This is a genomic window from Salipiger bermudensis (assembly GCF_017309175.1).
Taxonomy (GTDB): domain Bacteria; phylum Pseudomonadota; class Alphaproteobacteria; order Rhodobacterales; family Rhodobacteraceae; genus Salipiger; species Salipiger bermudensis.
The window spans coordinates 62,767-87,407 of sequence record NZ_JAEKJV010000005.1 but is presented as its reverse complement, the minus strand read 5'-3'; the positions used below and the strand labels follow the sequence as shown (position 1 = coordinate 87,407).

Annotated in this window: 26 protein-coding genes; 4 read left to right on the top strand and 22 right to left on the bottom strand. The window is 67.5% G+C overall.

Annotation, left to right across the window (positions count from 1 at the left end; all coding sequences use genetic code 11):
* From nuoF to JF542_RS08345, 17 genes are all read right to left on the bottom strand, one after another.
* A complete protein-coding gene (gene nuoF, locus JF542_RS08425; RefSeq protein WP_007799389.1) occupies positions 1-1,296 on the bottom strand; it encodes an NADH-quinone oxidoreductase subunit NuoF in 1,296 nt (431 codons plus the stop codon).
* Positions 1,297-1,300: 4 nt separating this feature from the next.
* Positions 1,301-1,519 carry a DUF5337 domain-containing protein gene (locus JF542_RS08420; protein ID WP_040544732.1) on the bottom strand — a complete coding sequence of 73 codons (219 nt, stop codon included), beginning with the start codon at positions 1,517-1,519 and terminating at the stop codon, positions 1,301-1,303.
* A gap of 112 nt (positions 1,520-1,631) precedes the next feature.
* Positions 1,632-2,357 (bottom strand): NADH-quinone oxidoreductase subunit E, encoded by a 726-nt coding sequence (locus JF542_RS08415; protein WP_207075510.1) that lies wholly within the window; start codon positions 2,355-2,357, stop codon positions 1,632-1,634.
* A 35-nt stretch (positions 2,358-2,392) separates the two neighbouring features.
* On the bottom strand, positions 2,393-3,541 hold the full coding sequence (locus tag JF542_RS08410; RefSeq protein WP_207075509.1) for an NADH-quinone oxidoreductase subunit E: 1,149 nt from the start codon (positions 3,539-3,541) through the stop codon (positions 2,393-2,395).
* 83 nt (positions 3,542-3,624) lie between these two features.
* Complete coding sequence (locus JF542_RS08405) at positions 3,625-3,960, bottom strand: hypothetical protein (protein ID WP_207075508.1); 336 nt, start codon at positions 3,958-3,960, stop codon at positions 3,625-3,627.
* A 106-nt stretch (positions 3,961-4,066) separates the two neighbouring features.
* A complete protein-coding gene (locus JF542_RS08400; RefSeq protein ID WP_207075648.1) occupies positions 4,067-5,296 on the bottom strand; it encodes an NADH-quinone oxidoreductase subunit D in 1,230 nt (409 codons plus the stop codon).
* 76 nt (positions 5,297-5,372) lie between these two features.
* Entirely contained in the window at positions 5,373-5,978 is a 606-nt protein-coding gene (locus tag JF542_RS08395; protein WP_040544730.1) for an NADH-quinone oxidoreductase subunit C, read from the bottom strand.
* Between the two features lie 19 nt (positions 5,979-5,997).
* Positions 5,998-6,618 (bottom strand): NuoB/complex I 20 kDa subunit family protein, encoded by a 621-nt coding sequence (locus tag JF542_RS08390; RefSeq protein ID WP_007799382.1) that lies wholly within the window; start codon positions 6,616-6,618, stop codon positions 5,998-6,000.
* Positions 6,609-6,974 carry an NADH-quinone oxidoreductase subunit A gene (locus JF542_RS08385; protein WP_007799381.1) on the bottom strand — a complete coding sequence of 122 codons (366 nt, stop codon included), beginning with the start codon at positions 6,972-6,974 and terminating at the stop codon, positions 6,609-6,611. The genes JF542_RS08390 and JF542_RS08385 overlap by 10 nt, the downstream gene beginning before the upstream one ends.
* 236 nt (positions 6,975-7,210) lie before the next feature.
* A complete protein-coding gene (locus JF542_RS08380; protein ID WP_207075507.1) occupies positions 7,211-7,537 on the bottom strand; it encodes a hypothetical protein in 327 nt (108 codons plus the stop codon).
* 134 nt (positions 7,538-7,671) lie between these two features.
* Entirely contained in the window at positions 7,672-8,448 is a 777-nt protein-coding gene (locus JF542_RS08375; protein WP_007799379.1) for a crotonase/enoyl-CoA hydratase family protein, read from the bottom strand.
* A gap of 36 nt (positions 8,449-8,484) precedes the next feature.
* Positions 8,485-9,336 carry a hydroxymethylglutaryl-CoA lyase gene (locus JF542_RS08370; RefSeq protein WP_207075506.1) on the bottom strand — a complete coding sequence of 284 codons (852 nt, stop codon included), beginning with the start codon at positions 9,334-9,336 and terminating at the stop codon, positions 8,485-8,487.
* Positions 9,337-9,624: 288 nt separating this feature from the next.
* Positions 9,625-10,290 carry a glutathione S-transferase N-terminal domain-containing protein gene (locus JF542_RS08365; RefSeq protein WP_207075505.1) on the bottom strand — a complete coding sequence of 222 codons (666 nt, stop codon included), beginning with the start codon at positions 10,288-10,290 and terminating at the stop codon, positions 9,625-9,627.
* A complete protein-coding gene (locus JF542_RS08360; RefSeq protein ID WP_207075504.1) occupies positions 10,287-12,233 on the bottom strand; it encodes an acetyl/propionyl/methylcrotonyl-CoA carboxylase subunit alpha in 1,947 nt (648 codons plus the stop codon). Before JF542_RS08360 ends, JF542_RS08365 begins: the two co-directional genes overlap by 4 nt.
* A gap of 232 nt (positions 12,234-12,465) precedes the next feature.
* Positions 12,466-14,070: a carboxyl transferase domain-containing protein gene (locus JF542_RS08355; protein WP_207075503.1), complete on the bottom strand. Its 1,605-nt coding sequence runs from the start codon at positions 14,068-14,070 to the stop codon at positions 12,466-12,468.
* Complete coding sequence (locus JF542_RS08350) at positions 14,067-15,641, bottom strand: AMP-binding protein (RefSeq protein WP_207075502.1); 1,575 nt, start codon at positions 15,639-15,641, stop codon at positions 14,067-14,069. Before JF542_RS08350 ends, JF542_RS08355 begins: the two co-directional genes overlap by 4 nt.
* Positions 15,642-15,741: 100 nt before the next feature.
* On the bottom strand, positions 15,742-16,905 hold the full coding sequence (locus tag JF542_RS08345; protein WP_207075501.1) for an isovaleryl-CoA dehydrogenase: 1,164 nt from the start codon (positions 16,903-16,905) through the stop codon (positions 15,742-15,744).
* Positions 16,906-17,061: 156 nt separating this feature from the next.
* Between JF542_RS08345 and JF542_RS08340 the strand changes: the two genes are divergently transcribed.
* Both JF542_RS08340 and JF542_RS08335 read left to right on the top strand, forming a co-directional pair.
* Positions 17,062-17,532, top strand: coding sequence for a pyridoxamine 5'-phosphate oxidase family protein (locus JF542_RS08340; RefSeq protein WP_207075500.1), 471 nt, complete (start codon positions 17,062-17,064; stop codon positions 17,530-17,532).
* Between the two features lie 21 nt (positions 17,533-17,553).
* A complete protein-coding gene (locus tag JF542_RS08335; RefSeq protein ID WP_007799361.1) occupies positions 17,554-18,012 on the top strand; it encodes a CreA family protein in 459 nt (152 codons plus the stop codon).
* 165 nt (positions 18,013-18,177) lie between these two features.
* Here the strand turns inward: JF542_RS08335 and JF542_RS08330 are convergent, their stop codons facing one another.
* Together JF542_RS08330 and dksA are read right to left on the bottom strand one after the other, a co-directional pair.
* Positions 18,178-19,356 carry an FAD-dependent monooxygenase gene (locus JF542_RS08330; RefSeq protein ID WP_007799359.1) on the bottom strand — a complete coding sequence of 393 codons (1,179 nt, stop codon included), beginning with the start codon at positions 19,354-19,356 and terminating at the stop codon, positions 18,178-18,180.
* A gap of 129 nt (positions 19,357-19,485) precedes the next feature.
* Positions 19,486-19,908: an RNA polymerase-binding protein DksA gene (gene dksA / locus JF542_RS08325; RefSeq protein ID WP_007799358.1), complete on the bottom strand. Its 423-nt coding sequence runs from the start codon at positions 19,906-19,908 to the stop codon at positions 19,486-19,488.
* A 459-nt stretch (positions 19,909-20,367) separates the two neighbouring features.
* Between dksA and JF542_RS08320 the strand changes: the two genes are divergently transcribed.
* Positions 20,368-21,210 carry an AAA family ATPase gene (locus JF542_RS08320; RefSeq protein WP_007799355.1) on the top strand — a complete coding sequence of 281 codons (843 nt, stop codon included), beginning with the start codon at positions 20,368-20,370 and terminating at the stop codon, positions 21,208-21,210.
* A gap of 6 nt (positions 21,211-21,216) precedes the next feature.
* Here the strand turns inward: JF542_RS08320 and JF542_RS08315 are convergent, their stop codons facing one another.
* Together JF542_RS08315 and JF542_RS08310 are read right to left on the bottom strand one after the other, a co-directional pair.
* Positions 21,217-21,825 carry a hypothetical protein gene (locus JF542_RS08315; RefSeq protein WP_007799354.1) on the bottom strand — a complete coding sequence of 203 codons (609 nt, stop codon included), beginning with the start codon at positions 21,823-21,825 and terminating at the stop codon, positions 21,217-21,219.
* 156 nt (positions 21,826-21,981) lie between these two features.
* Positions 21,982-22,440, bottom strand: a complete 459-nt coding sequence (locus JF542_RS08310; RefSeq protein WP_207075499.1) for a GNAT family N-acetyltransferase — start codon at positions 22,438-22,440, stop codon at positions 21,982-21,984.
* Between the two features lie 161 nt (positions 22,441-22,601).
* Between JF542_RS08310 and JF542_RS08305 the strand changes: the two genes are divergently transcribed.
* Complete coding sequence (locus JF542_RS08305) at positions 22,602-23,504, top strand: AEC family transporter (RefSeq protein ID WP_207075498.1); 903 nt, start codon at positions 22,602-22,604, stop codon at positions 23,502-23,504.
* A gap of 9 nt (positions 23,505-23,513) precedes the next feature.
* Here JF542_RS08305 and JF542_RS08300 read toward each other — a convergent pair whose 3' ends face one another.
* On the bottom strand, positions 23,514-24,593 hold the full coding sequence (locus JF542_RS08300) for an ABC transporter ATP-binding protein (protein WP_007799349.1): 1,080 nt from the start codon (positions 24,591-24,593) through the stop codon (positions 23,514-23,516).
* Positions 24,594-24,641: the final 48 nt, after the last annotated feature.

Here is a 24,641-nt window from a genome sequence, read left to right as displayed (position 1 = left end):
TCACTCTGCCGCCATCGCGCCCATGCGGCCGGTCTTCTTGGCCTTGATGCGGTCCTCGATCTCTTCGCGGAAATGCCGGATCAGGCCCTGGATCGGCCAGGCCGCCGCGTCGCCTAGGGCGCAGATGGTGTGGCCCTCGACCTGCTTGGTCACGTCGAGCAGCATGTCGATCTCTTCGACTTCGGCCTCGCCGCGCACCAGCCGGTCCATCACGCGCATCATCCAGCCGGTGCCCTCGCGGCACGGGGTGCACTGGCCGCAGCTCTCGTGTTTGAAGAACTTAGACAGCCGCCAGACAGCCTTCACCACGTCGGTGTTCTGATCCATCACGATCATGCAGCCGGTGCCGAAGCTCGACTTGTTCTCGCGCATCCAGTCGAAATCGAAGATCGCATCCTCGAGCTTGTCCTTGGGCAGGATCGGACAGGAGGCGCCGCCGGGGATGATGGCCTTCAGGTTGTCCCAGCCGCCCCGGATGCCGCCGCCGTGCTTCTCGATGATCTCGCGCACCGAGAGCGACATCTCTTCCTCGAAGACCGAGGGCGTGTTGACGTGGCCGGTGAGGCCCATGAGCTTGGTGCCGGAGTTGTTCTTGCGACCGAAGCCCGAGAACCAGCTCGCGCCGCGGCGCAGGATGGTCGGCACGACGGCGATGCTCTCGACGTTGTTGACCGTGGTCGGGCAGCCGTAGAGGCCCGCGCCCGCCGGGAACGGCGGCTTCATGCGCGGCATGCCCTTCTTGCCCTCGAGGCTTTCCAACAGCGAGGTTTCCTCGCCGCAGATATAGGCGCCGGCGCCGTGGTGCAGGTAGAGGTCGAAATCCCAGCCCGAGCCGCAGGCGTTCTTGCCGATCATGCCGGCGTCATAAGCCTCGTCGATGGCCGCCTGAAGCGCCTCGCGCTCGCGGATATATTCGCCGCGGATGTAGATATAGGAGGTGTGCGCTCCCATGGCGAAGCTGGCGATCAGCGCGCCTTCGATCAGCGTGTGCGGATCGTGGCGCATGATCTCGCGGTCCTTGCAGGTCGCGGGCTCGGATTCGTCGGCGTTGATCACCAGATAGGCCGGGCGACCGTCGCTCTCCTTGGGCATGAAGGACCACTTGAGGCCGGTCGGGAAGCCCGCCCCGCCGCGGCCGCGCAGCCCCGAGGCCTTCATCTCGTCGATGATCCAGTCGCGGCCCTTGCCGAGGATCCCGGCGGTTCCGTCCCAGTGGCCACGCTTCTTCGCACCCTGCAGCGTGCGGTCATGCATGCCGTAGAGATTGGTGAAAATGCGGTCCTCGTCCTTCAGCATCGCATCAGTCCTTGTTCTGCTGGCGCGCGCGCCAGAGCCCGTAAATCATCCAGATCGCCGTCCCGAACCCGGCGATCGCCGCTAGGTCGAAGAAGGCGCGTGTGCGCTGGGACCATCCCAGCGCCTCGCCGGCCAGCATGGCGGCGATCCAGGCCAGCCCGGTGCCGGCGATCACGAGCGCGATGATGCGCCCCTGCCGGTTGTGGCGGTCCCGGTCGGTCATGCTCTGGCCCTTTCCTTGGCCTTGGGGCCCCTGCGGCGCGCCCATCGCGCCACGCCCCTTTGTGTGATCTTCCGCCCCGACACTTGTCCGGAGCGGGTCTTGATTGCCGGCCTCAGTAGACCTCGCCCTTGTCGACGCGGGTCGAGAAATCGGTCTCGCCCCCGGCCGCAAGGATCTTGGCCTGGCCGATCCAGTCGTCGCGCGACACGCGGCCGCGGAAGCCCTTGAGGTTGGCGTCCATCCACGCGACCTCGGCGGCGCTCCAACCGGCGATCTGGTCGAAATGGTAGATCCCCAACTCATGCAGCAAGGTCTCGAGCTTTGGACCGACGCCCTTGATCTCCTTCAGGTCGTCGGCGCCGCTCTCGCGCGGGCCGGAGAGGGCCTCGGGCTGGGTGCCCTCGCCTTCGGAGACCGGCGCGGCCTCGGCCTCGTATTTCCAGTCACCCTTGCGCGACGCCAGCTCGGCCTGACCGGCGAGCGGCTTGCTCGGCTTGATCAGCGGCTCATCACGCGCGGGCTCGGCGACAGCCTCCTCGGATGCGGTCGGATCCTCCTCGACCTTGGCAGGCTTTGGCTCTGCCGCGGGGGCTGCCGGCTTCGGCGTCGCCGGTTGTGCCGGGGCGCTGGCCTTGCGGGCGCCGAGCTTCGGCACCGGGGCGCAGGTCAGCCAGACGAACAGGCTTCCGAGCAGCGCCGCCGCCAGGATCCCGAGCAGGATCGCCGCGACGAGCCCCCTGTGACCCCCGAGCGCAAACAGCGCCACGAGCACACCGATCACCGACGCTGCAATCCAGCAGTTGCGCTTGCAGGTCCCGTTCGTTGCCATGTCCGTCATTCCAATCCTCCCCTAAAAGGTCGTGTGGGTCCGCGTCAGTCTTCGCTGACGTCCCCCTTCTTAGCACGACCGGAGAATTCCGTCTCTCCACCGGAGGATAGGACTTTCGCCTGATCCACCCAGCCATCCCGGGTGACCCGGCCCTTGAAGCCTTGAAGGTTCGCATCGACCCAGGCGACCTCGTCCTCGGACCAGTTTGCGATCTGATCGAAATGAAAGAAGCCGAGGCTGTGGCACAGCTCCTCGAGCTTGGGCCCGACGCCCTTGATCTGCTTGAGATCGTCCGCCCCGCCTTCGCGCGGCCCCTCGAGCGCCTCGGGGCGGGTGCCCACCTCCTCGTCCTCGGCCGGGCTTTCGACCTTGGCGGCAGGCTCGACCGGCGCCTCGCGCTTGTCGACGCCGGTGTCGTCCGCCGGAACGTCCTCGGCGAGCTTCGGAGCATGGGTTTCGGGCTCGGCATCGCCCTTTTCATCCGAGCGGTCGCGCCACGGGGTGCGCAGCGGCACCTCGGTGCCATCGATGCGCTTGACCGTGTCGCCGATGGTCGTGGCAAGCTCGACCGAGGCGTTGTATTCCGCCCGGCCCTCGACATGCTCGGTCAGCACCACCGGGCCGCCCTTGGGCTCGGAGGAATAGCGGCCGTTCTGCGGCCCCGGCACCGGCACCTTGCCGGCGGCGAGCTCGTCGAGGATCTCGGAAAGGCGCTCTGCGGTGAGATCCTCGTAGTAATCCTTGCCGATCTGGGCCATCGGCGCGTTGGCGCAGGACCCGAGACACTCGACCTCTTCCCACGAGAACTTGCCATCGGCGGAGACCTCATGCGCCTTGGGCGCGATCTTGTCCTTGCAGACCGCCATCAGATCCTCGGCATCGCAGATCATGCAGGTCGTGGTGCCGCAGATCTGCACATGTGCCACCGAGCCCACCGGCTGCAGCTGGAACATGAAGTAGAAGGTCGCGACCTCGAGCACCCGGATATAGGCCATGTCGAGCATCTCGGCCACGGCCTCGATCGCCGGACGGCTGAGCCAGCCCTCCTGCTCCTGCGCCCGCCACAGCAGCGGGATCACCGCGCTGGCCTGGCGACCGGCGGGATACTTGCTGATCTGCCCCTCGGCCCACGCCATGTTGGCTTGGGTGAAGGCGAAACTCTCGGGCTGGTCGGGATGAAGGCGGCGAAGCATCAGTCGGATGGCCTCTTGTTGAGGGTGTCTCTACCGGCGCCGGGCGCTCGGGACGGATATGGCGGCAAAGCCGGGCATTGGGCTCAGCCGGCGCCCATCGGCGCGGGCGCGGCTTCGGCCACCGGTGCCTCGGCGCTCGGCGTGCAGCTGCCGGTGGTCAGGCGGAAGCCGCCGACCTCGGTCGACTCGCCCGCGCCCGCCGCGATGCGGTAGTTGGCGACCTGCTGGACCTGTTCGCGGGTCAGGCCGGTCTGCAGTTCGACCGGCAGGTAATCCGCCTCGTAGTCGAGGCTGCAGCCGATCGAGGCGACCGCCTCGTCAAAGGCCCGCAGCTGCGCGTCCTCGATGCCCTGGGGGGGCAGCGCAAGGCAGCCGGCGGTTGCGATGAGCGGCAGCAGCACCCAGCTTTTCTTCAGCATGTCGTTCCCTCGTTCTCTTGTCTTTGGCGCGGCCCCCGAAGTCCTCCGAGAAACGCCGCTCGGCCGGGCACGCGCCGGTGCCCCGCCCGTCATCAGAAGTGCCGCCTCAGCGGTCGACCTCGCCGAACACGATGTCGAGCGAGCCGAGGATCGCCGCCACGTCGGCCAGCTGGTGACCCTTGCAGATGTAATCCATCGCCTGCAGGTGCAGGAAGCCCGGCGCACGCAGTTTGGCGCGGTAAGGCTTGTTGCTGCCGTCGGCCACCAGATAGACGCCGAACTCGCCCTTGGGCGCCTCGACGCAGGCATAGACCTCGCCCTCGGGCACGTGGAAGCCCTCGGTATAGAGCTTGAAGTGGTGGATGAGCGCCTCCATCGAGGTTTTCATCTCGGAGCGCTTCGGAGGCGTCACCTTGCCGCGCGCCAGCACATCGCCCTGGTTTTCCGGCAGGCGCAGCTTCTCGAGCGCCTGCTTCATGATCTTCACGCTCTCGCGCATCTCGGCCATGCGGCAGAGGTAGCGATCATAGCAATCGCCGTTCTTGCCGACGGGAATCTGGAACTCGAACTCGTCGTAGCACTCGTAGGGCTGCGCGCGGCGCAGGTCCCATGCGAGGCCCGAGCCGCGTACGAGCACGCCGGAGAAGCCGTATTTCTGGATATCGTCCTCGGTCACGACGCCGATATCGGCGTTGCGCTGCTTGAAGATCCGGTTCTCGGTCAGCAGGTCATCAATGTCCTGCAGCCGGGCCGGGAATTCGTCGCACCAGGTATCGAGGTCGTCGATCAGCTCGGGCGGAAGATCCTGATGCACACCACCGGGGCGGAAATAGGCCGCGTGCAGGCGCGCCCCGCAGGCGCGCTCGTAGAAGATCATCAGCTTCTCGCGCTCTTCGAAGCCCCAGAGCGGCGGCGTCAGCGCGCCCACGTCCATGGCCTGCGTGGTCACGTTCAGCAAGTGGTTCAGGATGCGCCCGATCTCGCAGTAAAGCACGCGGATGAGCTGCGCCCGGCGCGGCACCTCGACGCCGGTCAGGCGCTCGATTGCCAAGCACCAGGCATGTTCCTGGTTCATCGTGCCGACATAGTCGAGCCGGTCGAAATAGGGCAGGTTCTGCAGGTAGGTGCGGCTCTCCATCAGCTTCTCGGTGCCGCGGTGCAGCAGGCCGATATGCGGATCGCAGCGCTCGACGATTTCGCCGTCGAGTTCGAGCACGAGGCGCAGCACGCCGTGCGCCGCCGGGTGCTGCGGCCCGAAGTTGATGTTGAAGTTGCGGATCTGCTGCTCGCCCGACAGCGCGTCGGTGCTGCCGTCGTCGAATTTCGAGCCGTCCATCATGTCAACAGTCCTCTCATCGCGGGGGCGCGAAGATCTTTAATCCTAAAAATCTTGGCCTCTGACGTTGCGCGCATCACTTCGCCTCTGCCTTCTCGTCGCCGGGCAGCACGTATTGCGCCCCTTCCCAGGGCGACATGAAGTCGAACTGGCGATACTCCTGCACCAGGCTCACCGGCTCGTAGACCACGCGCTTGAGCTCTTCGTCGTAGCGCACCTCGACATAGCCGGTGGTCGGGAAGTCCTTGCGCAGCGGGTGGCCGCGGAAGCCGTAATCGGTGAGAATACGGCGCAAGTCCGGGTGGCCCGAGAAGATGATGCCGAACATGTCGAACACCTCGCGCTCGAACCAGTCGGCGCTCGGGTGGGTGCCGGTGACCGACGGCACGACGTCATCCTCCCGCACCGCCACGCGCAGCCGGATACGCTGGTTCTGGTACATCGACAGGAAGTGGTAGACCACGTCGAAGCGCTTGGGCCGCTCGGGGTGATCGACCGCGGTGATATCGACCAGGGTCGAGAACCGGCAGGACGGATCGGTCTTCAGAAACTCAACGAAGCCCGGGATGTTGGCCGGGGTCACGTCGACGGTCAGCTCGTCAAAGGCCACGGACCAGCCGAGCACGCAGTCGGGGCGCCGGATCTCGAGATGGCCGCCGAGTTCTTTCATTGCTTGCGTCATAGCTCTCTCCCCGCCTCGCCTATCGCACGATCGTGCCGGTGCGGCGGATCTTCTTCTGAAGCGCCATCAGGCCGTAAAGCAGCGCCTCCGCGGTCGGCGGGCAGCCGGGCACGTAGACATCCACGGGCACGATGCGGTCGCAGCCGCGCACAACCGAGTAGCTGTAGTGGTAATACCCGCCGCCATTGGCGCAGGAGCCCATGGAGATCACGTAGCGCGGCTCGGGCATCTGGTCGTAGACCTTGCGCAGCGCCGGGGCCATCTTGTTGGTCAGGGTGCCGGCGACGATCATCAGGTCAGACTGTCGCGGGCTGGCGCGCGGGGCGCTGCCGAACCGCTCGAGATCGTAGCGCGGCATCGAGGTGTGCATCATCTCGATGGCACAGCACGCCAGGCCGAAGGTCATCCAGTGCAGGCTGCCGGTGCGGGCCCAGTTGATCACGTCATCGACCGAGGTCAGCAGGAAGCCCTTGTCCGAGAGCTCGCGGTTCAGCGCCTGCGTGGCGACCTCCTGGTCGCCGCCGGCGCGGTAGGTGCCGTAGGCGACCGGGGAGGACGGGCCCGACTTGACCCTCGGACCCTGGCGTCCGTCGCCCTGTACGTCGGTCACCAGCGGTGTTTGCTCGTCGCTCACTCCCATTCCAGCGCCCCTTTCTTCCATTCATAGGCAAAGCCAGCGGTCAGCACGCCGAGGAACACCATCATCGACCAGAACCCCACCATGCTCACGTCCTTGAAGGCCACGGCCCAGGGGAACAGGAAGGCGATCTCGAGATCGAAGATGATGAACAGGATCGAGACCAGGTAGAACCGGACATCGAATTTCATGCGCGCGTCGTCGAACGCGTTGAAGCCGCATTCATACGCCGAGACCTTCTCGGGATCGGGATGACGAACGGCGAGCACGACGGCGGCGAGGATCAGGATGGCGCCGAGCGCGACCGCGATGCCCAGGAAAACGAGAATAGGGAGATACTCCCTCAGCATCTCTTCCACTTGCTGGCTCCTTTGCGAGGCGCGCCGAGCGACCGGCGCGGAGACCATGGCGATGTTGCCTTGCTATGAGTGACTTATCGCTCACACCCGGCGGGGTCAACAAGCCGCTCAAATATTCAGAATTGGTTAAAACACTGATTTTCTAGAAGGATAGCTTGTATTTTGTGCCCTCACCGCAAGGTCGCGACATTTTTATCGTCGACTCCTGCATACAATTGCCGCGCCGCCGGAGGCGCTCAGGCGGTAACGACAACCAGCGCCAGTCCCGCCAGCACCGCCTGGACCGGCGCCCAGCCGGCGCGCTCGGCGGGCTTTCGCGACAAAAGGCTCAGCCCGGCAGAGGCGGCGTGCAGTGCCACCGTGATCCAGCCGGTCCAGTGCGGCCAGACCAGTCCCGGAAACCCCGCCGCCGAGATGATCGACAGCGCGGCGAACAGCATCAGGAAGGCGGTGAGTCCGGCGAAGAGCCGGCCGCGATAGGGCAAGGCGCCCGCCTCGGTCGACCCCGGCGCGACCGCTGCCAGCGGCGCGCCAAAGATCAGCGCGATCTGGAAGAAGATCACGGCAAGGCAAAGCGTTGCATGGAAATGGGCGATCTGGATCAGGGCGCGGTCTCCTTGCGACAGGTCTCAGCCTGCCGCCCCCTTCGCCACGATGCAAGCGGCGGGGCCGGGATCACACACCCCCTGCCCGCGGGTCAGCCCCAGGGCGCCTTGCGCTTGTCGAGAAACGCGCCGATGCCCTCGCGCGCCTCCTCGGTTTCCCAGCGCTTCGCCAGCGCCTCGATGGCAAAATCGAGATCGGCCTCGCTCACCTGCCCCGCCAGGGCGTTGAGCAGCGCCTTCGCGTCGCGCACCGCGAAGGGCGCGCAGCCGAGGTAGGGCGCGATCTCGGCCTCGACCGCCGCGTCGAGCGCCTCCGGAGCGACCACCTTCGCGAGCAGGTTGAGTCGCATGGCCTCCGCGGCGTCGAACACTCGGCCCGACATGAACACCTCGCGCGCCCGCGTCGCGCCCATGCGCGCGATGGCATAGGGGCCGATATTGGCCGGGATCAGCCCGAGCCGTGTCTCGGTGAAGCCCATCTTCACCGCCTCCGTGCCGATCGCCACGTCGCAGACCGAGACCAGCCCGACGCCGCCGCCCAGCGCATTGCCCTGCACCCTGCCGATGAGCGGCTGCGGCAGCGCCGCCAGCGCCGCCAGTGCCGTGGCGATGCGCCGCGACTCGGCCTTGCGGGTCGCGGCGTCCATGCCGAACTGCGCGCGCATCCAGGCCAGGTCGCCCCCGGCGCAGAACGAGCGTCCCTCGGCGGCCAGCACCACCACGCGCACGTCGTCCTCGCGGGCCAGCCCCTTCGCCGCCGCCTCGAGCTCGGTCATCATCTGCGCTGAGAGCGCGTTGTGCTTCTCGGCCCGCGCCAGCGTCAGCACTGCCACCCCGCGCCCATCGCGCGTCACCTTGATCAACTCCATCGCCAGTCCTCCCTGTCCCGTTGTCCGTCACGGCGATCAGCCGCGCATTGCCCGCGCCATCCCGGCGGCCTCTTCAAGAACGCCCATGTCGAGCCCGTGCTCGTAACCCAGCGCCGAAAGCCGCGCCGCCACCGCCTCGGTGGCCACGTTGCCGGCCGCGCCCGGCGCATAGGGGCAGCCGCCCAGGCCCCCGACCGCAGCGTCAAAGACCCGCAGCCCGCGCCCCAGCGCCACCTCGATATTGTCGAGCGCCTGCCCGGAGGTGTCGTGGAAATGCCCCGCCAGCCGCGCCGCCGGTATCTCGCTCAGGACCGCCGCAAGCATCGCATCAACAGCCTCGGGCGTACCGCGCCCGATGGTGTCGCCGAGCGAGACCTCGTAGCAGCCCATGTCGCGCAACGCCGCGACCACCCGCGCCACCGCCTCCGGCGCCACGGCCCCGTCATAGGGGCACTCGACGACGCAGGAGACATAGCCCCTGACCGGCACGCCGCGCGCGTTCGCCGCCTCGGCCACAGGCGCAAAGCGCGCAAGGCTCTCTTGAATCGAGGCGTTGATATTGGCGCGGCTGAATCCTTCCGAGGCCGAGCCGAAAATCGCCACCTCGTCGGCCCCTGCCGCCATCGCCGCCTCGAAGCCCTTCATGTTGGGCGTGAGCGCCGCGTAGGACACCCCGTCTGCCCGGGTGATCCCCGCCAGCACTTCGCCGGAGCTCGCCATCTGCGGCACCCATTTCGGGCTCACGAAGCTGGCGCATTCGATACGCCGGAAGCCGGCCCGCGACAGGCAATCCACGAGCGCGATCTTTTCCGCCGCCGAAATCTCCCGCGCCTCGTTCTGCAACCCGTCCCGAGGCCCCACCTCGAAGATCTCGACCCGCTCACCCATGCCGCGCCACTCCTGTTTTCTCTACGTTCCAAATACTCAAAGCCGCCCCTCGCGATCCGCGCCTCTGCCGGGCCTGGCGCAGCACGCCCTCCGACCTCGTCCTCCCGTAGCAGACACGTCGATCCCGCAACCCCGATCTTCTCTACGTCCCAAATACTCAAATCCCGCCCGCGCCCTGCGAACATGGGCCGGGCACCGCGCGCCGACATCGCCACGCGGCCCAAACCCGAGCCGCCTCCCGGGCGGCGAGACGACCTGCGCGCGCCGGCACGGCGCGCTCCATGTCCCTCAGCTCTCCCAGGCCGGGTAGAAGTCCTGCCCGTAGAGCCGCTCTTCCGGCCCCGGCAGGGATCTCGCGAACCCGTCCCGACCGGTGATCCGCGCATACCAGGCGCTCAGCTCCGCAAAGCCCTCGATCTTCGCGAAATGCCGCGCCATGTAGACCGCCTGCCCGACCGCGATATCGACCGCCGAAAACCCCGAGGTCAGCAGATGGTCGCGCTTCTCCAGCGGCGGCGACAGCCGCGCCTCCAGCGCGGCATAGCATTTCTCAAGCCGCTTCGCCTCGAGCTGCATGATGATCGGCGAGCGCATCGCATCCTCGCGCAGCATGAGATGCTGCTGGGTCAGCGCCGCCGCGTGCTGGCTGATGGTCTCGGCGAAGTGCAGCCAGCTCAGCCAGCCCATACGGTCGGGGCTGCCCGGCGCCCGGCCCAAGCCCGCCTCCGGGAAGCGCTCGCAGAGATATTCCATCATCGCGAGGCTCTCGAACATCCGCTCGCCCTCGATCTCCAGCGCCGGCACCCGGCCGGCGGGCGAGAGCGAAAGATAGTCCGGCCCGCGCAGCGACTTGTCGAAGGGCCGCAGCACCAGCTCGAAGGGCACACCCAGCTCGTAGAGCAGCCACAGCACCCGCATCGAGCGCGATTGCGGCACGTGATGCAGCCGGATCACGCGGCGTCCTCCGCCTCGTCCTCGAGCCGCATCAGGGCGGCGCCCGCCTCGACCTGTGCGCCGGCCGCGACCAGCACCTCGGCCACCACCCCGTCGCGCCAGGCGGTCAGCGTGTGCTCCATCTTCATAGCCTCGAGCACGGCCAGCCGGTCGCCGGCGCTGACCGGCTGCCCGGCCTCCGCATGCACCGAGACCACGCGCCCCGGCATCGGCGCCTCGATCAGGTTGCCACCCGAAGCCTCTGCCGCCCGCTCCAGCGGATCGACCAGCTCGAAGACCTGCCCGCCCTCGGCAAAGACGCTGATCTCCGCCCCCTCGCGGAACAGCACCGCCGCGGGGCGCCCGTCGAGCCGCCACGCACCGCCCATCCGCTCGGCCAGCACCCGGTCCGCCCCGAGCGCGACCTCGATCCTGCCCGGCGCCATGACCCGCAGCGTCGCGACGACCTCCTCGCCGGCATGGCGCAGGGTCACGCTGCGCGCCAGAGGCTCCCAGAGCGCAAAGCCCCGATGCGGCGCGTCGCCCTGCCACAGGCCCGCCGCCGACAGCGCCGCCTGCGCCAGCACCGCCGCCGGGGCCGCCGGCGCCTGGGTCAGCGCGGCGATATCGCGCCCGATCAGCCCGGTATCGACCTCGCCCCGGGCAAAGCCCGGGTGCCGCGCCAGCGCGCCCAGGAAGGCGAGGTTGGTGACCGTGCCTGCCACCTGCGTCTGCGCCAGCCCGCGCGCCAGCTTGCGCAGGGCGATCTCGCGCGTCGGCCCGTGCACGATCAGCTTCGAGATCATCGGGTCGTAATGCGGCGAGATCACATCGCCCGAGCGGACGCCGCTATCGGCCCGCACATCCGGTGGGAAGGCGAGCCGCGCCAGCCGCCCGGTGGCCGGCAGGAACCCCGCCGGCACGTCCTCGGCATAGAGTCGCGCCTCGAAGGCATGGCCAGTGATGCCCAGCTCTTCCTGCGCCATCGGCAGCGGCTCGCCCGCGGCCACCCGCAGCTGCCATTCCACGAGGTCGATCCCGGTGATCGCCTCGGTCACCGGGTGCTCCACCTGCAGGCGGGTGTTCATCTCCATGAACCAGAACCCGTCCGGGCGCAGCCCGCGCGAACCGTCGACGATAAACTCGATGGTGCCCGCACCCTTATAGCCGATGGCCTCGGCCGCGCGCACCGCCGCAGCCCCCATGGCCTGGCGCATTTCCTGCGTCATGCCCGGTGCCGGCGCCTCCTCGATCACCTTCTGGTGCCGGCGCTGAAGAGAGCAGTCGCGCTCGAAAAGATGCACCGCCCGCGTGCCGTCGCCAAAGACCTGCACCTCGATATGGCGCGGCTTGGAGACAAACTTCTCGATCAGCACCGCCTCGTTGCCGAACGCCCCGCGCGCCTCGGCCTGCGCGCTCTTCAGAGCGTCGGCAAACGCCTCCGCCCGCTCGACCAGCCGCATTCCCTTGCCGCCGCCGCCCGCCACCGCCTTGATCAGCACCGGGTAGCCAATGGCCTCGGCCTCGCCAGCGAGGAAGCGCGCATCCTGCGCTTCCCCGTGATAGCCCGGCACCACCGGCACGCCGGCCTCGTGCATCAGCCGCTTGGCCGCATCCTTGAGCCCCATCGCCCGGATCGCCGCCGCGCCGGGGCCGACAAAGACCAACCCCGCCGCCTCCACCGCCTCGACGAAATCCGGGTTCTCCGACAGGAAGCCGTAGCCCGGGTGGATCGCACCCGCCCCGGTGGCCAGCGCCGCCTCGATGATGCGCTCCCCGCGCAGGTAGCTCTCCGCCGGCGCAGCCCCACCGATGCAGACCGCCTCGTCCGCCATGGCGACGTGCTTTGCCCCCGCGTCGGCCTCGGAATAGACCGCGACACAGCGCAACCCCATGTCCCGCGCCGTCTCCATCACCCGGCAGGCGATCTCGCCCCGGTTGGCGATCAGTACCGTGTCAAACATCTCCGTCCTCCCAGACGCCCATGGCTTCTTCTGGCCTCAAATATCCCGGGGAGTCCGCGCTTGCGCGGACGGGGCAGAGCCTCCTCGGCATGCTCACCATGCCGCCCCCTCTCCAACCTCTCGAACCACTCCGATATCAACCGGCCGCGCCACCAGAGGTCCCGCCCCGGTGGCGGTGCGGGGTGGGCGGGCGGGAGCACCGCCACCGGGGCGGACCGACGCCGGCACCGGGTCACATCCGGAACACGCCAAAGCGGGTCTCCTCGATCGGCGCGTTGAGGCTGGCCGAGAGCGACAGCGACAGCACCTCGCGCGACTTGCGCGGATCGACGATGCCGTCATCCCAGAGCCGTGCCGACGCATAGAGCGGGTGCGACTGGCGCTCGAACATCTCGATGGTCGGGCGCTTGAACTCGGCCTCGTCCTCGGCAGACCAGTCGCCGCCGCCACGCTCGATGGCGTCGCGCTTGACGGTGGCCAGCACGCCCGCCGCCTGCTCGCCGCCCATCACCGAAATCCGGCTGTTGGGCCAGCTCCACAGGAAGCGCGGCTGGTAGGCCCGCCCCGCCATGCCGTAATTGCCGGCCCCGAAGGAGCCGCCCACCAGCATGGTGATCTTCGGCACGCTCGTCGTCGCCACCGCTGTCACCATCTTGGCACCATGGCGGGCGATGCCCTCGTTCTCGTATTTCCGCCCCACCATGAAGCCGGTGATGTTCTGCAGGAAGACCAGCGGCGTACGGCGCTGCGAACAGAGCTCGATGAAATGCGCGCCCTTCTGCGCCGCCTCCGAGAACAGCACGCCGTTGTTGGCGATGATCCCCACCGGCCAGCCATCCACATGGGCGAAGCCGGTCACCAGCGTCTCGCCGTAGCGCGGCTTGAACTCGTCGAAACGCGAGCCGTCGACAAGCCGCGCGATGACCTCGCGGATGTCGTAGGGCGTGCGCAGATCGCCCGGCACCACGCCGAGGATCTCCTCGGGATCGTAGGCCGGCGCCTCCGGCGTCTCGCGAACCAGCCCGGCCCCCGCCATGCCGCCCAGCGAGCCCACCGCCCGCCGCGCCAAGGCCAGCGCGTGGGCATCGTCCTCTGCGAGGTAGTCGGCCACACCCGAAAGCCGCGTGTGCACGTCGCCGCCGCCGAGATCCTCGGCGCTCACCACCTCGCCCGTCGCCGCCTTCACCAGCGGCGGACCGGCAAGGAAGATCGTGCCCTGCTCCTTGACGATGATGGTCACGTCCGACATTGCCGGTACGTAGGCGCCCCCGGCGGTGCACGAGCCCATCACGACGGCGATCTGTGGGATGTTCTTCGCGCTCATCCGCGCCTGGTTGTAGAAGATCCGGCCGAAATGGTCTCGGTCAGGGAAGACCTCGTCCTGGTTCGGCAGGTTGGCCCCGCCGCTGTCCACGAGGTAGACGCAGGGCAGCCGGTTCTCCTCCGCGATCTCCTGCGCCCTCAGGTGCTTCTTGACGCTCATCGGGTAGTAAGTGCCGCCCTTCACCGTGGCGTCGTTGCAGACCACCATGACCTCGCGGCCATTCACCCGCCCGATGCCGGCAATGACCCCCGCTGCCGGAGCCGCGCCGTCATACATGTCATGCGCGGCCGTCGCCCCGATCTCGAGGAAGGGCGAGCCGGGATCGAGCAGGTTGGCCACGCGCTCCCGCGGCAGCATCTTGCCGCGCGACAGGTGCCGCTCGCGCGCCCGCGCACCGCCGCCAGCCGCCGCCAGTTCCGCCGCCGCGCGCACGGTTTCGAGCGCCTCGAGATGGGCGGCGCGGTTGGCGGTGAATCCCTCCGACGAGGGGATTGCCGTTGACGCCAGTTTCATGAAACCTCCCCGGCCGTCTCGGCCTCACATTCGGCGGCCGCGCGGGCCTTGAGTTGCTTGCGGATCACCTTGCCCGTCACCGTCATCGGCAACGCATCGAGAAATCCGATTTCCCTTGGATAGGAATAGCTTGCGAGCCGCTCCTTGACCCAGTCCTGAAGCTCTTCGGCGCTTGGATCATGGCCCGCCTTGCGCACCACGTAGGCCTTGACCAGCTCGGTGCGCAGCGCACAGGGTTTGCCAACCACACCGACCGTGGCGACGCCTGAATGGGTCAGCAGGCAATCCTCGATCTCCGCCGGGCCGATGCGGTAGCCGGCCGATGTAATCACGTCATCCTCGCGCCCGACGAAGCGCAGAAAGCCATGCTCCCAGATCCCCCGATCGCCCGTCACCAGCCAGTCGCCGCGGAACTTTTCCGCCGTCGCCTCGGGGTTCTGCCAGTATTCCAGCATCATCGAGGCCGCCCCACGCTGGATCGCAACGTCGCCCTCACCATCCGTCTCAAGCCCCTGATCGTCGATCACCCCGATGCGAACCCCCGGCGCCGGCTTGCCGATGCAGCCGGGCCGCGCCTCGAACAGCGCGTTACAGGAGGAGGCCACCATGTTGCACTCGGTCTGTCCGTAGAACTCGTTGATCTCGACACCAAAGGCGGCGCGCCCCCAGCCCAGCATCTCGGCCCCCAGCGGCTCGCCGCCGCTCGCCACAGAGCGCAGCCCGGGGATCTGCGCGCCTTCGGCCTTCAACATCCGCAGCGCCGTGGGTGGGAAAAACACATTTCTCACAGAGGCTTCCCGGCAGATCCTCAGACACTCCTCAACACCGAACCTCGGCATTCGCGCCGCCACCACCGGCACGCCGAGCGCCAGCCCCGGCATCAGCACATCGAAGAGCCCCCCGATCCACGCCCAGTCCGCCGGGGTCCAGAGCACGTCACCCGGCTGACCCAGCAGGTCGTGGCTCATCTCGACCCCCGGCAGGTGGCCGGTCAGCACCCGGTGCCCGTGCAGCGCGCCCTTGGGCTTGCCGGTGGTGCCCGAGGTATAGATCAACACCGCCGGATCCTCCGCCCCGGTCTCGACGGCGGGCCACACGCCGGGCTCCGGCAGAGCGTCTTCCGTAACGGTGGGCAGCCCGAAAGGCGCGACCATTTCCGCGCCCTCATCGTCGGTCACCACCGCACGCGCGCCGCTGTCACCCAGCCGCGAGGCAAGCGCGTCGTGCTTGAAGAGCTTGAACAGCGGCACCGAGATCGCCCCCATACGCCAGGCGGCAATATGGGCCGCGGCGCAGAGCGGGCTCTGGCTCAGCAACACGCCCACGCGGTCGCCGCGGCCCACGCCCTGCCCGCGCAGCCAGGCCTCGACCCGGCGCGACAGCCGCTGCAGCGCGCCGTAGCTGCACAGCCGCATGTCGCCCGCGCGCATGTCGAGGATCGCGCACCGCTCCGGCGCTCGCGCCGCCCAGTCGTCGCAGACCTGCGCGGCCATGTTGAGCCGCTCCGGGACGCGCCACGCGAAGCCCTCGCAGAGCGCGGCATAGTCTGTGCCCCTCAGGGTCGGTTGCATCCTCTCCTCCCTCGACTGCCCTTGCGGCGCGGGGTGCCAAGAATTTTAGCTAAAATTCTTGGCCCGTCCGAAACCCCGATCTCGCGACGTTCGCCACCTCTCACCCCATGGCGGCCATCAGTTCCCGACCCACCAGCATGCGGCGGATCTCGGAGGTGCCGGCGCCGATCTCCATCAGCTTGGCATCGCGGAACAGACGCGCCACCGGCGCATCGGCGAGGAAGCCCGCCCCGCCCATCGCCTGCACCGCCTGATGCGCCTGCACCATCGCCTGCTCGGAGGCGTAGAGGCAGCAGGCCGCCGCGTCCTGACGGGTCACGTCGCCCCGGTCGCAGGCCTTGGCAACCTCGTAGACATAGGCCCGGGCCGAGTTCATCGCCGTGTACATGTCGGCGATCTTGCCCTGCATCAGCTGGAAGCTCCCGATCGGCTGGCCGAACTGCTTGCGCTCGGCCATGTAGGGCATGATCTCGTCGAGACAGGCCGCCATGATCCCGGTGCCGATCCCCGCGAGCACGACGCGCTCGTAATCGAGTCCCGACATCAGCACCCGCACGCCCTTGCCCTCCTCGCCGAGGATGTTCTCGAACGGCACCTCGACATCGTCGAAGATCAGCTCGGCGGTGTTCGACCCGCGCATCCCGAGCTTGTCGAAATGTGGGCTCGTCGAGAAGCCGGTCATCGACTTCTCGATCAGGAAGGCGGTGATGCCCTTGGAGCCCGCCTCCGGGTCGGTCTTGGCATAAACCACCAGCGTGTCGGCATCGGGTCCGTTGGTGATCCAGTACTTGTTGCCGTTCAGCACGAAGCGGTCGTTCTTCTTCTCGGCGCGCAGCTTCATGCTCACCACGTCCGAGCCGGCACCGGGCTCGGACATCGCCAGCGCGCCGACGTGTTGCCCCGAGACCAACCCGGGCAGGTATTTCGCCTTCTGCTCGGCCGAGCCATTCAGCTTGATCTGGTTGACGCAGAGGTTCGAATGCGCGCCGTAGGACAGCGACACCGAGGCCGAGGCGCGGGCGATCTCCTCGACCGCGATGACATGGGCGAGATAGCCCATGCCGGCGCCGCCGAACTCTTCGGGCACGGTGATGCCGAGCAGGCCCAGCTCGCCCATCTCGGTCCACAGATCATTGGGAAAGGCGTTCGAGGCATCGACCTCGGCCGCCATCGGCTTCACCCGATCCTGGGCCCAGCGATGCACCATCTCGCGCAGCGCATTCACATCCTCGCCCAGATCAAAGCTCATGACCGCGTTGAACATTCCAGCCCTCCTCCCGGCGGTTATTGAACGCTTGTTCAAATCTATGCTTCCGATCACGCAGCCGTCAAGCCCCGTCATCGGATGCCGACGCGACGGCACGGAACGCCCGCCGCCCGACACGCGTTGAGGCGATGAACAACGACATAGGAGGGCATCATGTCCAAGGATCTCAAAGCCGAATTCTGGAGCCAACTGAAAGACGTGCGCGCCGGTCTGCTCGCCGCCGACGGAGAGCGCCCGGTTCCGATGTCGCCGCAGGGCGACCCGGACGAGAAAGCCATCTGGTTTATCACGGCAAGCGGCAGCGCAGCCGACCGCGCCGCCAAGAGCGGTGGCGAGGCCTCGTTCCACGTTGCCGATTCGAAGGCGCATCTCTACGCCAACGTGTTCGGCAAACTGGCCGTGGTAAACGACAGCGACAAGCTCGACGAGCTGTGGAACGCCTTCGCCGCCGCGTGGTTCGAGAATGGCCGCGACGACAGCGCCGTGCAGCTGGTGAAATTTACCCCGCACGAGGCCGAGATCTGGTCCGGCGATGGCGGCGCAAGCTTCCTCTACGAGATCGCAAAGGCCAATATCACCGGTGACACGCCGGACGCTGGCGAGCATGGTCGCGTGGTCTTCTGAATCACCAACCGGGACCACACCATGAAATCGCTCCACCTCGCCGCCCTGCTCTGCCTGTCACCCCTGATGACCCAAGCCGAGCAGGTCGGCGAGGTCGGCGTCGACTGGACCGGCAACGACATCCTGATCGAGGCGGTCTCGGACCCCAAGGTCGAAGGCGTCACCTGCCACGTGGCCTATTTCGACCGCGGCCTGCTCGACCGGCTGTCGAAGGGCAACTGGTTCGAGGATCCCTCGAACGCTTCGATCGCGTGCCGTCAGACCGGCCCGATCACCATTGGTGACATTGATCGTGACGAGAATGGTGAGGACGTGTTCAGCGCCTCGCGCTCGATCATCTTCAAGAGCCTCCGGGTGAAGCGGATTTTCGACGAAGCCAACCAGACGCTGATCTACCTCGTGCATGCAAACGAGCTCGTGGACGGATCGGCCAAGCTCGCGATATCGACCGTGCCACTGTACGGCTCGGGCAGCGAGTGAGGGGGCCAGCCCCCTCTTGGCGCTGTGCGCCAATTCACCCCCGAGGTATTTCTGAACCAAAGAAGCCAAGAGCGCTGCGCCCCTGGCTTCTCTTCGTCAAAAATACTCCCGCCGGAGGCGTCCCGACGCGTGCGGCCGGGCGCGGCACCGGGGTAAGGAGCGACGTCAGCCGGTCGCGGCGGTCACGTCGTGCCCGTAGATCCAGTCGAACTGGTGGATCAGTCGGTCGGGTGCGAGGCGACCAGCGAGCCCGAGGCCCAGATGCGCGGCGCTGCGGATCAGCGGATTGCGCAGATGGTATTTCCAGGCATTGCCATTGGCGGCCGCAACAATGCGTTCGCAGCGCGGCCGTCGTCTTTCCTGGTAGCGGCCCAGGGCCGTGCCAGTGTCGGGCTCAGTGTCCAGCAGCGACGCAAGGCACCAGGCATCCTCGAGCGCCATGTTTGCCCCCTGCGCCATGAAGGGCAGCGTCGGATGGGCCGCATCGCCGAGCAGCGCCAGCCCGTCTCCGTACCAGTGCCGGGCCACCGGGTGGCGGAACAGGCCCCACAGCCCGACCCGCTCGACCGCGTTCAGCATTACCGGCACATCGCCGCCGAACCCCGCGAAGGCGGCGCGGAGATTGGCGGGCGCGTCCTCGTGGGCCCAGCCCTCCTCGGCCCAGGCCTCGCGCTCCTGCGCCGCCACGATATTGACGCTCAGACCGTCGCGCAGCGGGTAGCTGACAAGGTGCTGCCCCGGGCCCATGTGCACCTGCGCCTCGGGCGGGTGGCCGGTTAGGTTCGGGATCACCGTGCGCCAAGCCACTTGCCGGGTGAAAAAGGGCGCCGCGGCACCGTTCAGCGCACCGCGGATCACCGAGTGCAGCCCATCTGCGCCGATGACCAGATCGGCGCTCACCGTGTCGCCATTGGCCAGAGACAGCTCCGGTTTCGGCCCTGGCCTGACGCCGGCCACCTTCTGCAAGAGCCGGATCGTCACCCCCGCCTCGCGCGCCGCATCGGCGAGGAGCGCGATCAGATCGGCGCGATGCACGAAGTAATAGCCCTGCGACGACGGCAGGCGGTCGAGATCGAGCCGCGTCACCTCGGCGCCGTCACGGTAGTCGCGCAGCCGCACCGCGCGGCCGCGGCAGGCGCGCGCGCGCAGTGCCTCGCCCAGTCCCAGCGCCTCGATCACCCGCAGCCCGTTCGGGCTCACCTGGATGCCGGCACCGACCTCGGTGATCGCACCGGCCTGCTCGAGCACCCGCACCTCCGCCCCGCGCTGGCGCAGCGCCAGGGCGGCCGCCAGCCCTCCGATGCCGCCGCCCGCGACGATGATCTGCCGGCCATCCAGCCCCATGCCGTCTCTCCTCTGGCGCCGCCGGACCGTCGATCCGGGGCGAAGACGCAAAACGCCGAGGCAATCGCCCCGGCGCTCTGCGTATCGTGTCTTCCGCCGCAGCGGCCGGAAATTGGCCGCCCGCCGGTGTCAGTCGTCGCGATGCACCTTCTCGCGGCGCTCGTGGCGTTCTTGGGCCTCGAGGCTCATGGTCGCGATCGGGCGGGCGTCGAGGCGCTTGAGCGAGATCGGTTCGCCGGTGACCTCGCAATAGCCGTATTCCCCCTCATCGATGCGGCGCAGGGCCGAGTCGATCTTGGACACCAGCTTGCGCTGGCGATCCCGCGTGCGCAGCTCGAGCGCCCGGTCGGTCTCTTCGCTGGCGCGGTCGGTGACGTCGGGAATGTTTCGCGTGGCTTCCTGCAGGGCCTCGATGGTGTCGCGGCTTTCGGCAAGAATGTCGTTCTTCCAGGCAATCAGCTTGCGGCGGAAATACTCGAGCTGACGGTCGTTCATGAACGGCTCGTCCTCGGCGGGACGGTAGTCGTCCGGTAGGAAGGTTTCGGGCTTCATTTCTGCTCCCTCTGAAAAGCCGATCCACCGCTCCGGTTGACCCTGAACAGCGCCGGCACCCCTTGCGAGGCTGGAAGTATCCCAAGGCCGACAGGTTGTCACTACACAATCACGCGGCGCGGGGTTGAATCGCGCCATTCGCACACCAAGTGATCGCCGCCTCGCCTGTGATGCTTTGACAATCTTGGGAGAGCCCCGCGATTGTGCTGATTTCGCTCGAAAAACCGACATGTATGATTGATATTCAAGATGGCGCCCCATGCGCTGCCTCCGACGCTGAGCGGACGCGGCATTCGTTGCCGCCTGTCCGACCGCTGCGCCGGAAACAGGCTGCGGGGAGTGCCGCGCCCCAGCTTTCATGCCCGCATTGCGTGCATCGGCATCGCGCCGCCTGCTGCGCGCTTGCATGGCTGCAATCCGGTCTTTATCCCCTCAGGAGAAACCACTCCGGAGACCACGATGCGCTTTGACGGCACCGACGATTACGTCTCGACCGACGACCTGACCATGGCGGTGAACGCCGCGATCACGCTGGAGCGGCCGCTTCTGGTCAAGGGCGAGCCCGGCACCGGCAAGACCGAGCTGGCACGGCAGGTGGCGCAGGCACTTGGGCTGCCGATGATCGAGTGGAACGTGAAATCGACCACCAAGGCGCAACAGGGGCTCTACGAGTACGACGCGGTGAGCCGGCTGCGCGACAGCCAGCTTGGCGACGAGAAAGTGAACGACGTCGCCAACTACATCCGCAAGGGCAAGCTCTGGCAGGCCTTCGAGGCCGACGGCAAGGTGGTGCTGCTGATCGACGAGGTCGACAAGGCGGATATCGAGTTCCCCAACGACCTGCTTCAGGAACTCGACAAGATGGAGTTCCACGTCTACGAGACCGGCGAGACCGTGAAGGCGCGCCAGCGACCCATCGTGATCATCACCTCGAACAACGAGAAGGAACTGCCCGACGCTTTCCTGCGCCGCTGCTTCTTCCACTACATCAAGTTCCCCGACCACGACACGCTGCGCAAGATCGTCGAGGTCCACCACCCCGACATCAAGCCTGCCCTCCTGACCTCTGCGCTGACCCAGTTCTATGAGCTGCGCGAACAGCCGGGACTGAAGAAGAAGCCGTCGACCTCAGAGGTGCTCGACTGGCTGAAGCTGCTGCTGGCCGAGGATCTCGATGCCGAGGACCTCAAGCGCGACGGCGCCAACGCCCTGCCGAAGCTGCACGGCGCGCTTCTGAAGAACGAACAGGACGTGCACCTCTTCGAGCGGCTGGCCTTCATGGCGCGGCGCCAGGGGCGCTGAGGCGGCTCAGGCGTTGAGCATGTCGCGCAGCTCGCGGCGCTGGCTGCGGCGGCGGATCTGTCGCGTCAGCACGTCCGAGGGCCGGAAGCGCATCTCCCCGTCGTCGCCGCGTTCGATCTCGTAGCGCTTGTAGCCGCCCGACATGCGGTGCGCCTGCTGCGAGGCCACCATCACCGTGAGCGTCACCGCGCGGCATTGCTCGAGCGACAGCTCCTCGCCGGTGCGATGGGCGGCGCGCTGCACGATGCGGCGCAGCGAGCCGATGTCGAGCGCCTCGCCGCCGCCCAGCGGACCTTCGTTGGTCTTTTCCCGGAAGTCACCGCCAAGCGGGTCGTCATCCTCGACCCGGTCGGTGACCAGCGCCGAGCGGCTCTCCTCGCCGAAATCGAGGTCGATCTTGACCGCGAGCACATAGGCCGTGTCGGAGCCCATGTTGGTCACCAGGCAACGTCCGTCCCCGTCCCGCGCGGCGGCCAGACCGATATGGATCACCGTGCGGTTCGAGCGCCGAAAGCTGACGAAGAACAGCTGCAGGTAAGCGATCCAGACCACCAGCATCGCGGCGTTCAGAACGGCGCTGAGCGCGCCCGAGTTTTGCGTGATCCAGTCCCACATCGGGCGCCTCCGTCTGCCATACCATAGGTGTCAGCATCCCAACGCGGCCCCCTCGGTGGCGTTCCTGAAGGAGCGGAAATCTCACGACGTGCCGGCGATCACCGCCTTGGGCGCGCCCGCCCGGAGAGACCGGAGCACCGCCAGCGGCGCGACGCCTCAGTCGAGGTCGCGGCGCATGGTCGCCATGCCGTTCTTCTCGCTCAGCACCTCATAGCCCGCGGCCTCGTAGATGCGCATGGCGGGGGCGTTGTCAGTCTCGCATTTCAGCGTGATGGTAAGCGCACCGAGATCGCGCGCCGCTTGCTCGATCCAGCTGGCCAGCAGGTGCCCGGTGCCACCGCGCATCTCCTCGGCGACGAAGACATAGGTCAGGTGGCGCACCTCGGGGCCGATGCCCACGCGGAGTGCGAAGAAGCCGACTTCGGTGCCATCGGCATCGACAAGGTAGAAATCCTCGTCATCCATTTCACCCAGCCATTTTTCCTGCCACTCCACCGGGTCGAAGGGCTGTTTGGCGTTGGGATTCACCAGCGTCAGCGCGTCGGGATCGGCGAGCAGCCGGGCCAGTGGGGCGAGGTCATTCTCGACATTGCGTCGTATCGTCAGATCGGTCATCGGCGTCCTCTCGGGCGGTATCTCGGTCATGACCTGCGCTGCAAACATATCCGCCGGGGGTGGTTCAACCCCCATTTCCCTAGTTTTTCCGGCCTCCCCCCAAGCTTGACGCCTGCCTGTCGCCGGGTCAGGCTCGGAGCGGTATACCATTTCGGCGCATCATGTTTCAGATCCTCACCCACGACATCCTTCCGGTCTTTGCCATCCTCGCGCTTGGCTACGGGCTTGGCTGGCGCGGCACCTTCTCGCGCGCCGAGGCGGCGGTGGTGAACCGGGTGTCGCTGACGCTGCTGCAGCCGGCGCTGATCTTTCCACTTGTCGCCACCGTCCCCATTGCCGAGTTCGATGTCCGCGCGCTGGCGCTCTACGGTCTTTGCGAGGCGGTTGGCTTCGGCATCGCCTTCCTGATCGCCCGCCGGATGTTCAGGCGCGAGGCCGCCGAGGCGTTGATGCTGGCGATGGCCGTGGTCTTCGTCAACTCGCTGCTCTACATCTGGCCGATCTCGTTCCTGATCTATGGCGAGGCGGCGGCGCTACCTGTGACCGCACTGGTGGCGTGGGATGCCTCTCTGGTCTTCGGCATCTTCATCATTGGCGCCGAGCTGATCGCCAACCCTTCCGCCGGGCTCAGCAGCGCGGGGCGCCGCATCGCCACCAATCCGATCCTCCTTGCCATCGCTGCGGGCGCGGTGCTGAACATTTCCGGTCTGCCCCTGCCCGCGCCGCTGATCACCGCGGCGGAATTCGCCGGTGCCGCCGCAGCGCCGCTCACGCTCTTCGCGCTCGGGGTGATCCTGTCGCAACAGAGCCTGCGCCCGAGCCCCGTCGTGGCGGCAATCTCGGGGCTCAAGCTGCTGGCCTTCCCGGCGCTGGTGGCGGCGGCATTGGGGATCGGCGGCGTCGAGGGGCGCTGGAACGACCTCTTCACCCTGACCGCCGCCGGGCCATCGGGCGCCATGGCCTTCGCGCTGGCGCTGCTGCACGGGGTGCGCACCGACGCGGTGGCGCCGGTGATCATCTGGACCTCTGTCCTGTCGCTGATCTCGCTGGCGTGGCTCGCCTGAGCCCTTGCCTTAGCCCTTCACCGGGAAGACGAAGCAGCGGTTGCGCCGCACGGTGAGCCACATCGGCGTGCCGGGCTTGGGGATGAAGACGTTGGGCACCGTGACCTTCAGCACCTCGTCGTTGAAATCCATGCGGAACTCGACGAGGCTTTCCGATCCCATGAAGCGGGCCCGCTCGACCACGCCGCGTGCCGGGGTGCCGGCAAGCTCGGTCGGGTTGGGGCCGCGACCATTGCGGTCGAAGTCGATGCTGACATGCTGCGGGCGGAAGACGATATCCACCTGCCCGCCATCGGGCACGCCGGGAGCAAGGAACTGGCCAAACGGCGTCTGCGTGAGCGCACCCTGAACTTCGCCGCGCAGAACGTTGATATCGCTGAAGAACGCCACCGCGGCCTTGTCGGCCGGGTTGTTGTAGATGTTGTAGGGCGCGCCGCGCTGCACGATGCGCCCGTCGCGCATCAGCGCGATCTCGTCGGCCATGCGCATCGCCTCTTCCGGCTCGTGCGTGACCAGCAGAACCGAAGCCCCCTCTTCCTTCAGCAGCGCCAGCGTCTCGTCGCGGATGCCGTCGCGCAGGCGGTTGTCGAGCCCCGAGAAAGGCTCGTCCATCAGCATGATCTTGGGCCGCGGCGCCAGGGCGCGGGCCAGCGCCACGCGCTGCTGCTCGCCGCCCGAAAGCTGGTGCGGAAACTCGTCGATGTAATGCGACAGCCCCACCCGCTCGAGCAGCTCGCCCGCGCGCTTGCGCTTTTCGGCCTTGCTGCCCTTGAGTCCGAAGGCCACGTTGTCGCCCACCGAAAGATGCGGGAACAGCGCGAAATCCTGAAACATCAGCCCGATCTGGCGGCGCTCCGGCGGAATGCGGAAGACGGTGTCGCAGATCAGGGTGCCGTCGACATGGATCTCGCCCTCGTCCTGCATGTCGACGCCGGCGATCATCCGCAGCGTCGTCGACTTGCCGCAGCCCGAGGGCCCGAGCAGGCAGGTGACGTGGCCGGGCTGGATGGTCAGCGACACGTCGTCCACGACCCGGCGGCCCTCGAAGCGACGCACGAGATTTCGGATTTCCAGCCGGGGTGTCTGCAAGTGCCTGCCTTCCGTCTTTTCCGAGCGAAGATATCGGAATTCGGGCAG

Excerpts from the sequence above, each read along its gene's own strand:
- nuoF (WP_007799389.1), bottom strand. The coding sequence starts at position 1,296 with ATGCTGAAGGACGAGGACCGCATTTTCACCAATCTCTACGGCATGCAT.
- JF542_RS08420 (WP_040544732.1), bottom strand. The coding sequence starts at position 1,519 with ATGACCGACCGGGACCGCCACAACCGGCAGGGGCGCATCATCGCGCTC.
- JF542_RS08415 (WP_207075510.1), bottom strand. The coding sequence starts at position 2,357 with ATGACGGACATGGCAACGAACGGGACCTGCAAGCGCAACTGCTGGATT.
- JF542_RS08410 (WP_207075509.1), bottom strand. The coding sequence starts at position 3,541 with ATGCTTCGCCGCCTTCATCCCGACCAGCCCGAGAGTTTCGCCTTCACC.
- JF542_RS08405 (WP_207075508.1), bottom strand. The coding sequence starts at position 3,960 with ATGCTGAAGAAAAGCTGGGTGCTGCTGCCGCTCATCGCAACCGCCGGC.
- JF542_RS08400 (WP_207075648.1), bottom strand. The coding sequence starts at position 5,296 with ATGGACGGCTCGAAATTCGACGACGGCAGCACCGACGCGCTGTCGGGC.
- JF542_RS08395 (WP_040544730.1), bottom strand. The coding sequence starts at position 5,978 with ATGACGCAAGCAATGAAAGAACTCGGCGGCCATCTCGAGATCCGGCGC.
- JF542_RS08390 (WP_007799382.1), bottom strand. The coding sequence starts at position 6,618 with ATGGGAGTGAGCGACGAGCAAACACCGCTGGTGACCGACGTACAGGGC.
- JF542_RS08375 (WP_007799379.1), bottom strand. The coding sequence starts at position 8,448 with ATGGAGTTGATCAAGGTGACGCGCGATGGGCGCGGGGTGGCAGTGCTG.
- JF542_RS08370 (WP_207075506.1), bottom strand. The coding sequence starts at position 9,336 with ATGGGTGAGCGGGTCGAGATCTTCGAGGTGGGGCCTCGGGACGGGTTG.
- JF542_RS08360 (WP_207075504.1), bottom strand. The coding sequence starts at position 12,233 with ATGTTTGACACGGTACTGATCGCCAACCGGGGCGAGATCGCCTGCCGG.
- JF542_RS08355 (WP_207075503.1), bottom strand. The coding sequence starts at position 14,070 with ATGAAACTGGCGTCAACGGCAATCCCCTCGTCGGAGGGATTCACCGCC.
- JF542_RS08350 (WP_207075502.1), bottom strand. The coding sequence starts at position 15,641 with ATGCAACCGACCCTGAGGGGCACAGACTATGCCGCGCTCTGCGAGGGC.
- JF542_RS08345 (WP_207075501.1), bottom strand. The coding sequence starts at position 16,905 with ATGTTCAACGCGGTCATGAGCTTTGATCTGGGCGAGGATGTGAATGCG.
- JF542_RS08340 (WP_207075500.1), top strand. The coding sequence starts at position 17,062 with ATGTCCAAGGATCTCAAAGCCGAATTCTGGAGCCAACTGAAAGACGTG.
- JF542_RS08335 (WP_007799361.1), top strand. The coding sequence starts at position 17,554 with ATGAAATCGCTCCACCTCGCCGCCCTGCTCTGCCTGTCACCCCTGATG.
- JF542_RS08330 (WP_007799359.1), bottom strand. The coding sequence starts at position 19,356 with ATGGGGCTGGATGGCCGGCAGATCATCGTCGCGGGCGGCGGCATCGGA.
- dksA (WP_007799358.1), bottom strand. The coding sequence starts at position 19,908 with ATGAAGCCCGAAACCTTCCTACCGGACGACTACCGTCCCGCCGAGGAC.
- JF542_RS08320 (WP_007799355.1), top strand. The coding sequence starts at position 20,368 with ATGCGCTTTGACGGCACCGACGATTACGTCTCGACCGACGACCTGACC.
- JF542_RS08315 (WP_007799354.1), bottom strand. The coding sequence starts at position 21,825 with ATGTGGGACTGGATCACGCAAAACTCGGGCGCGCTCAGCGCCGTTCTG.
- JF542_RS08310 (WP_207075499.1), bottom strand. The coding sequence starts at position 22,440 with ATGACCGATCTGACGATACGACGCAATGTCGAGAATGACCTCGCCCCA.
- JF542_RS08305 (WP_207075498.1), top strand. The coding sequence starts at position 22,602 with ATGTTTCAGATCCTCACCCACGACATCCTTCCGGTCTTTGCCATCCTC.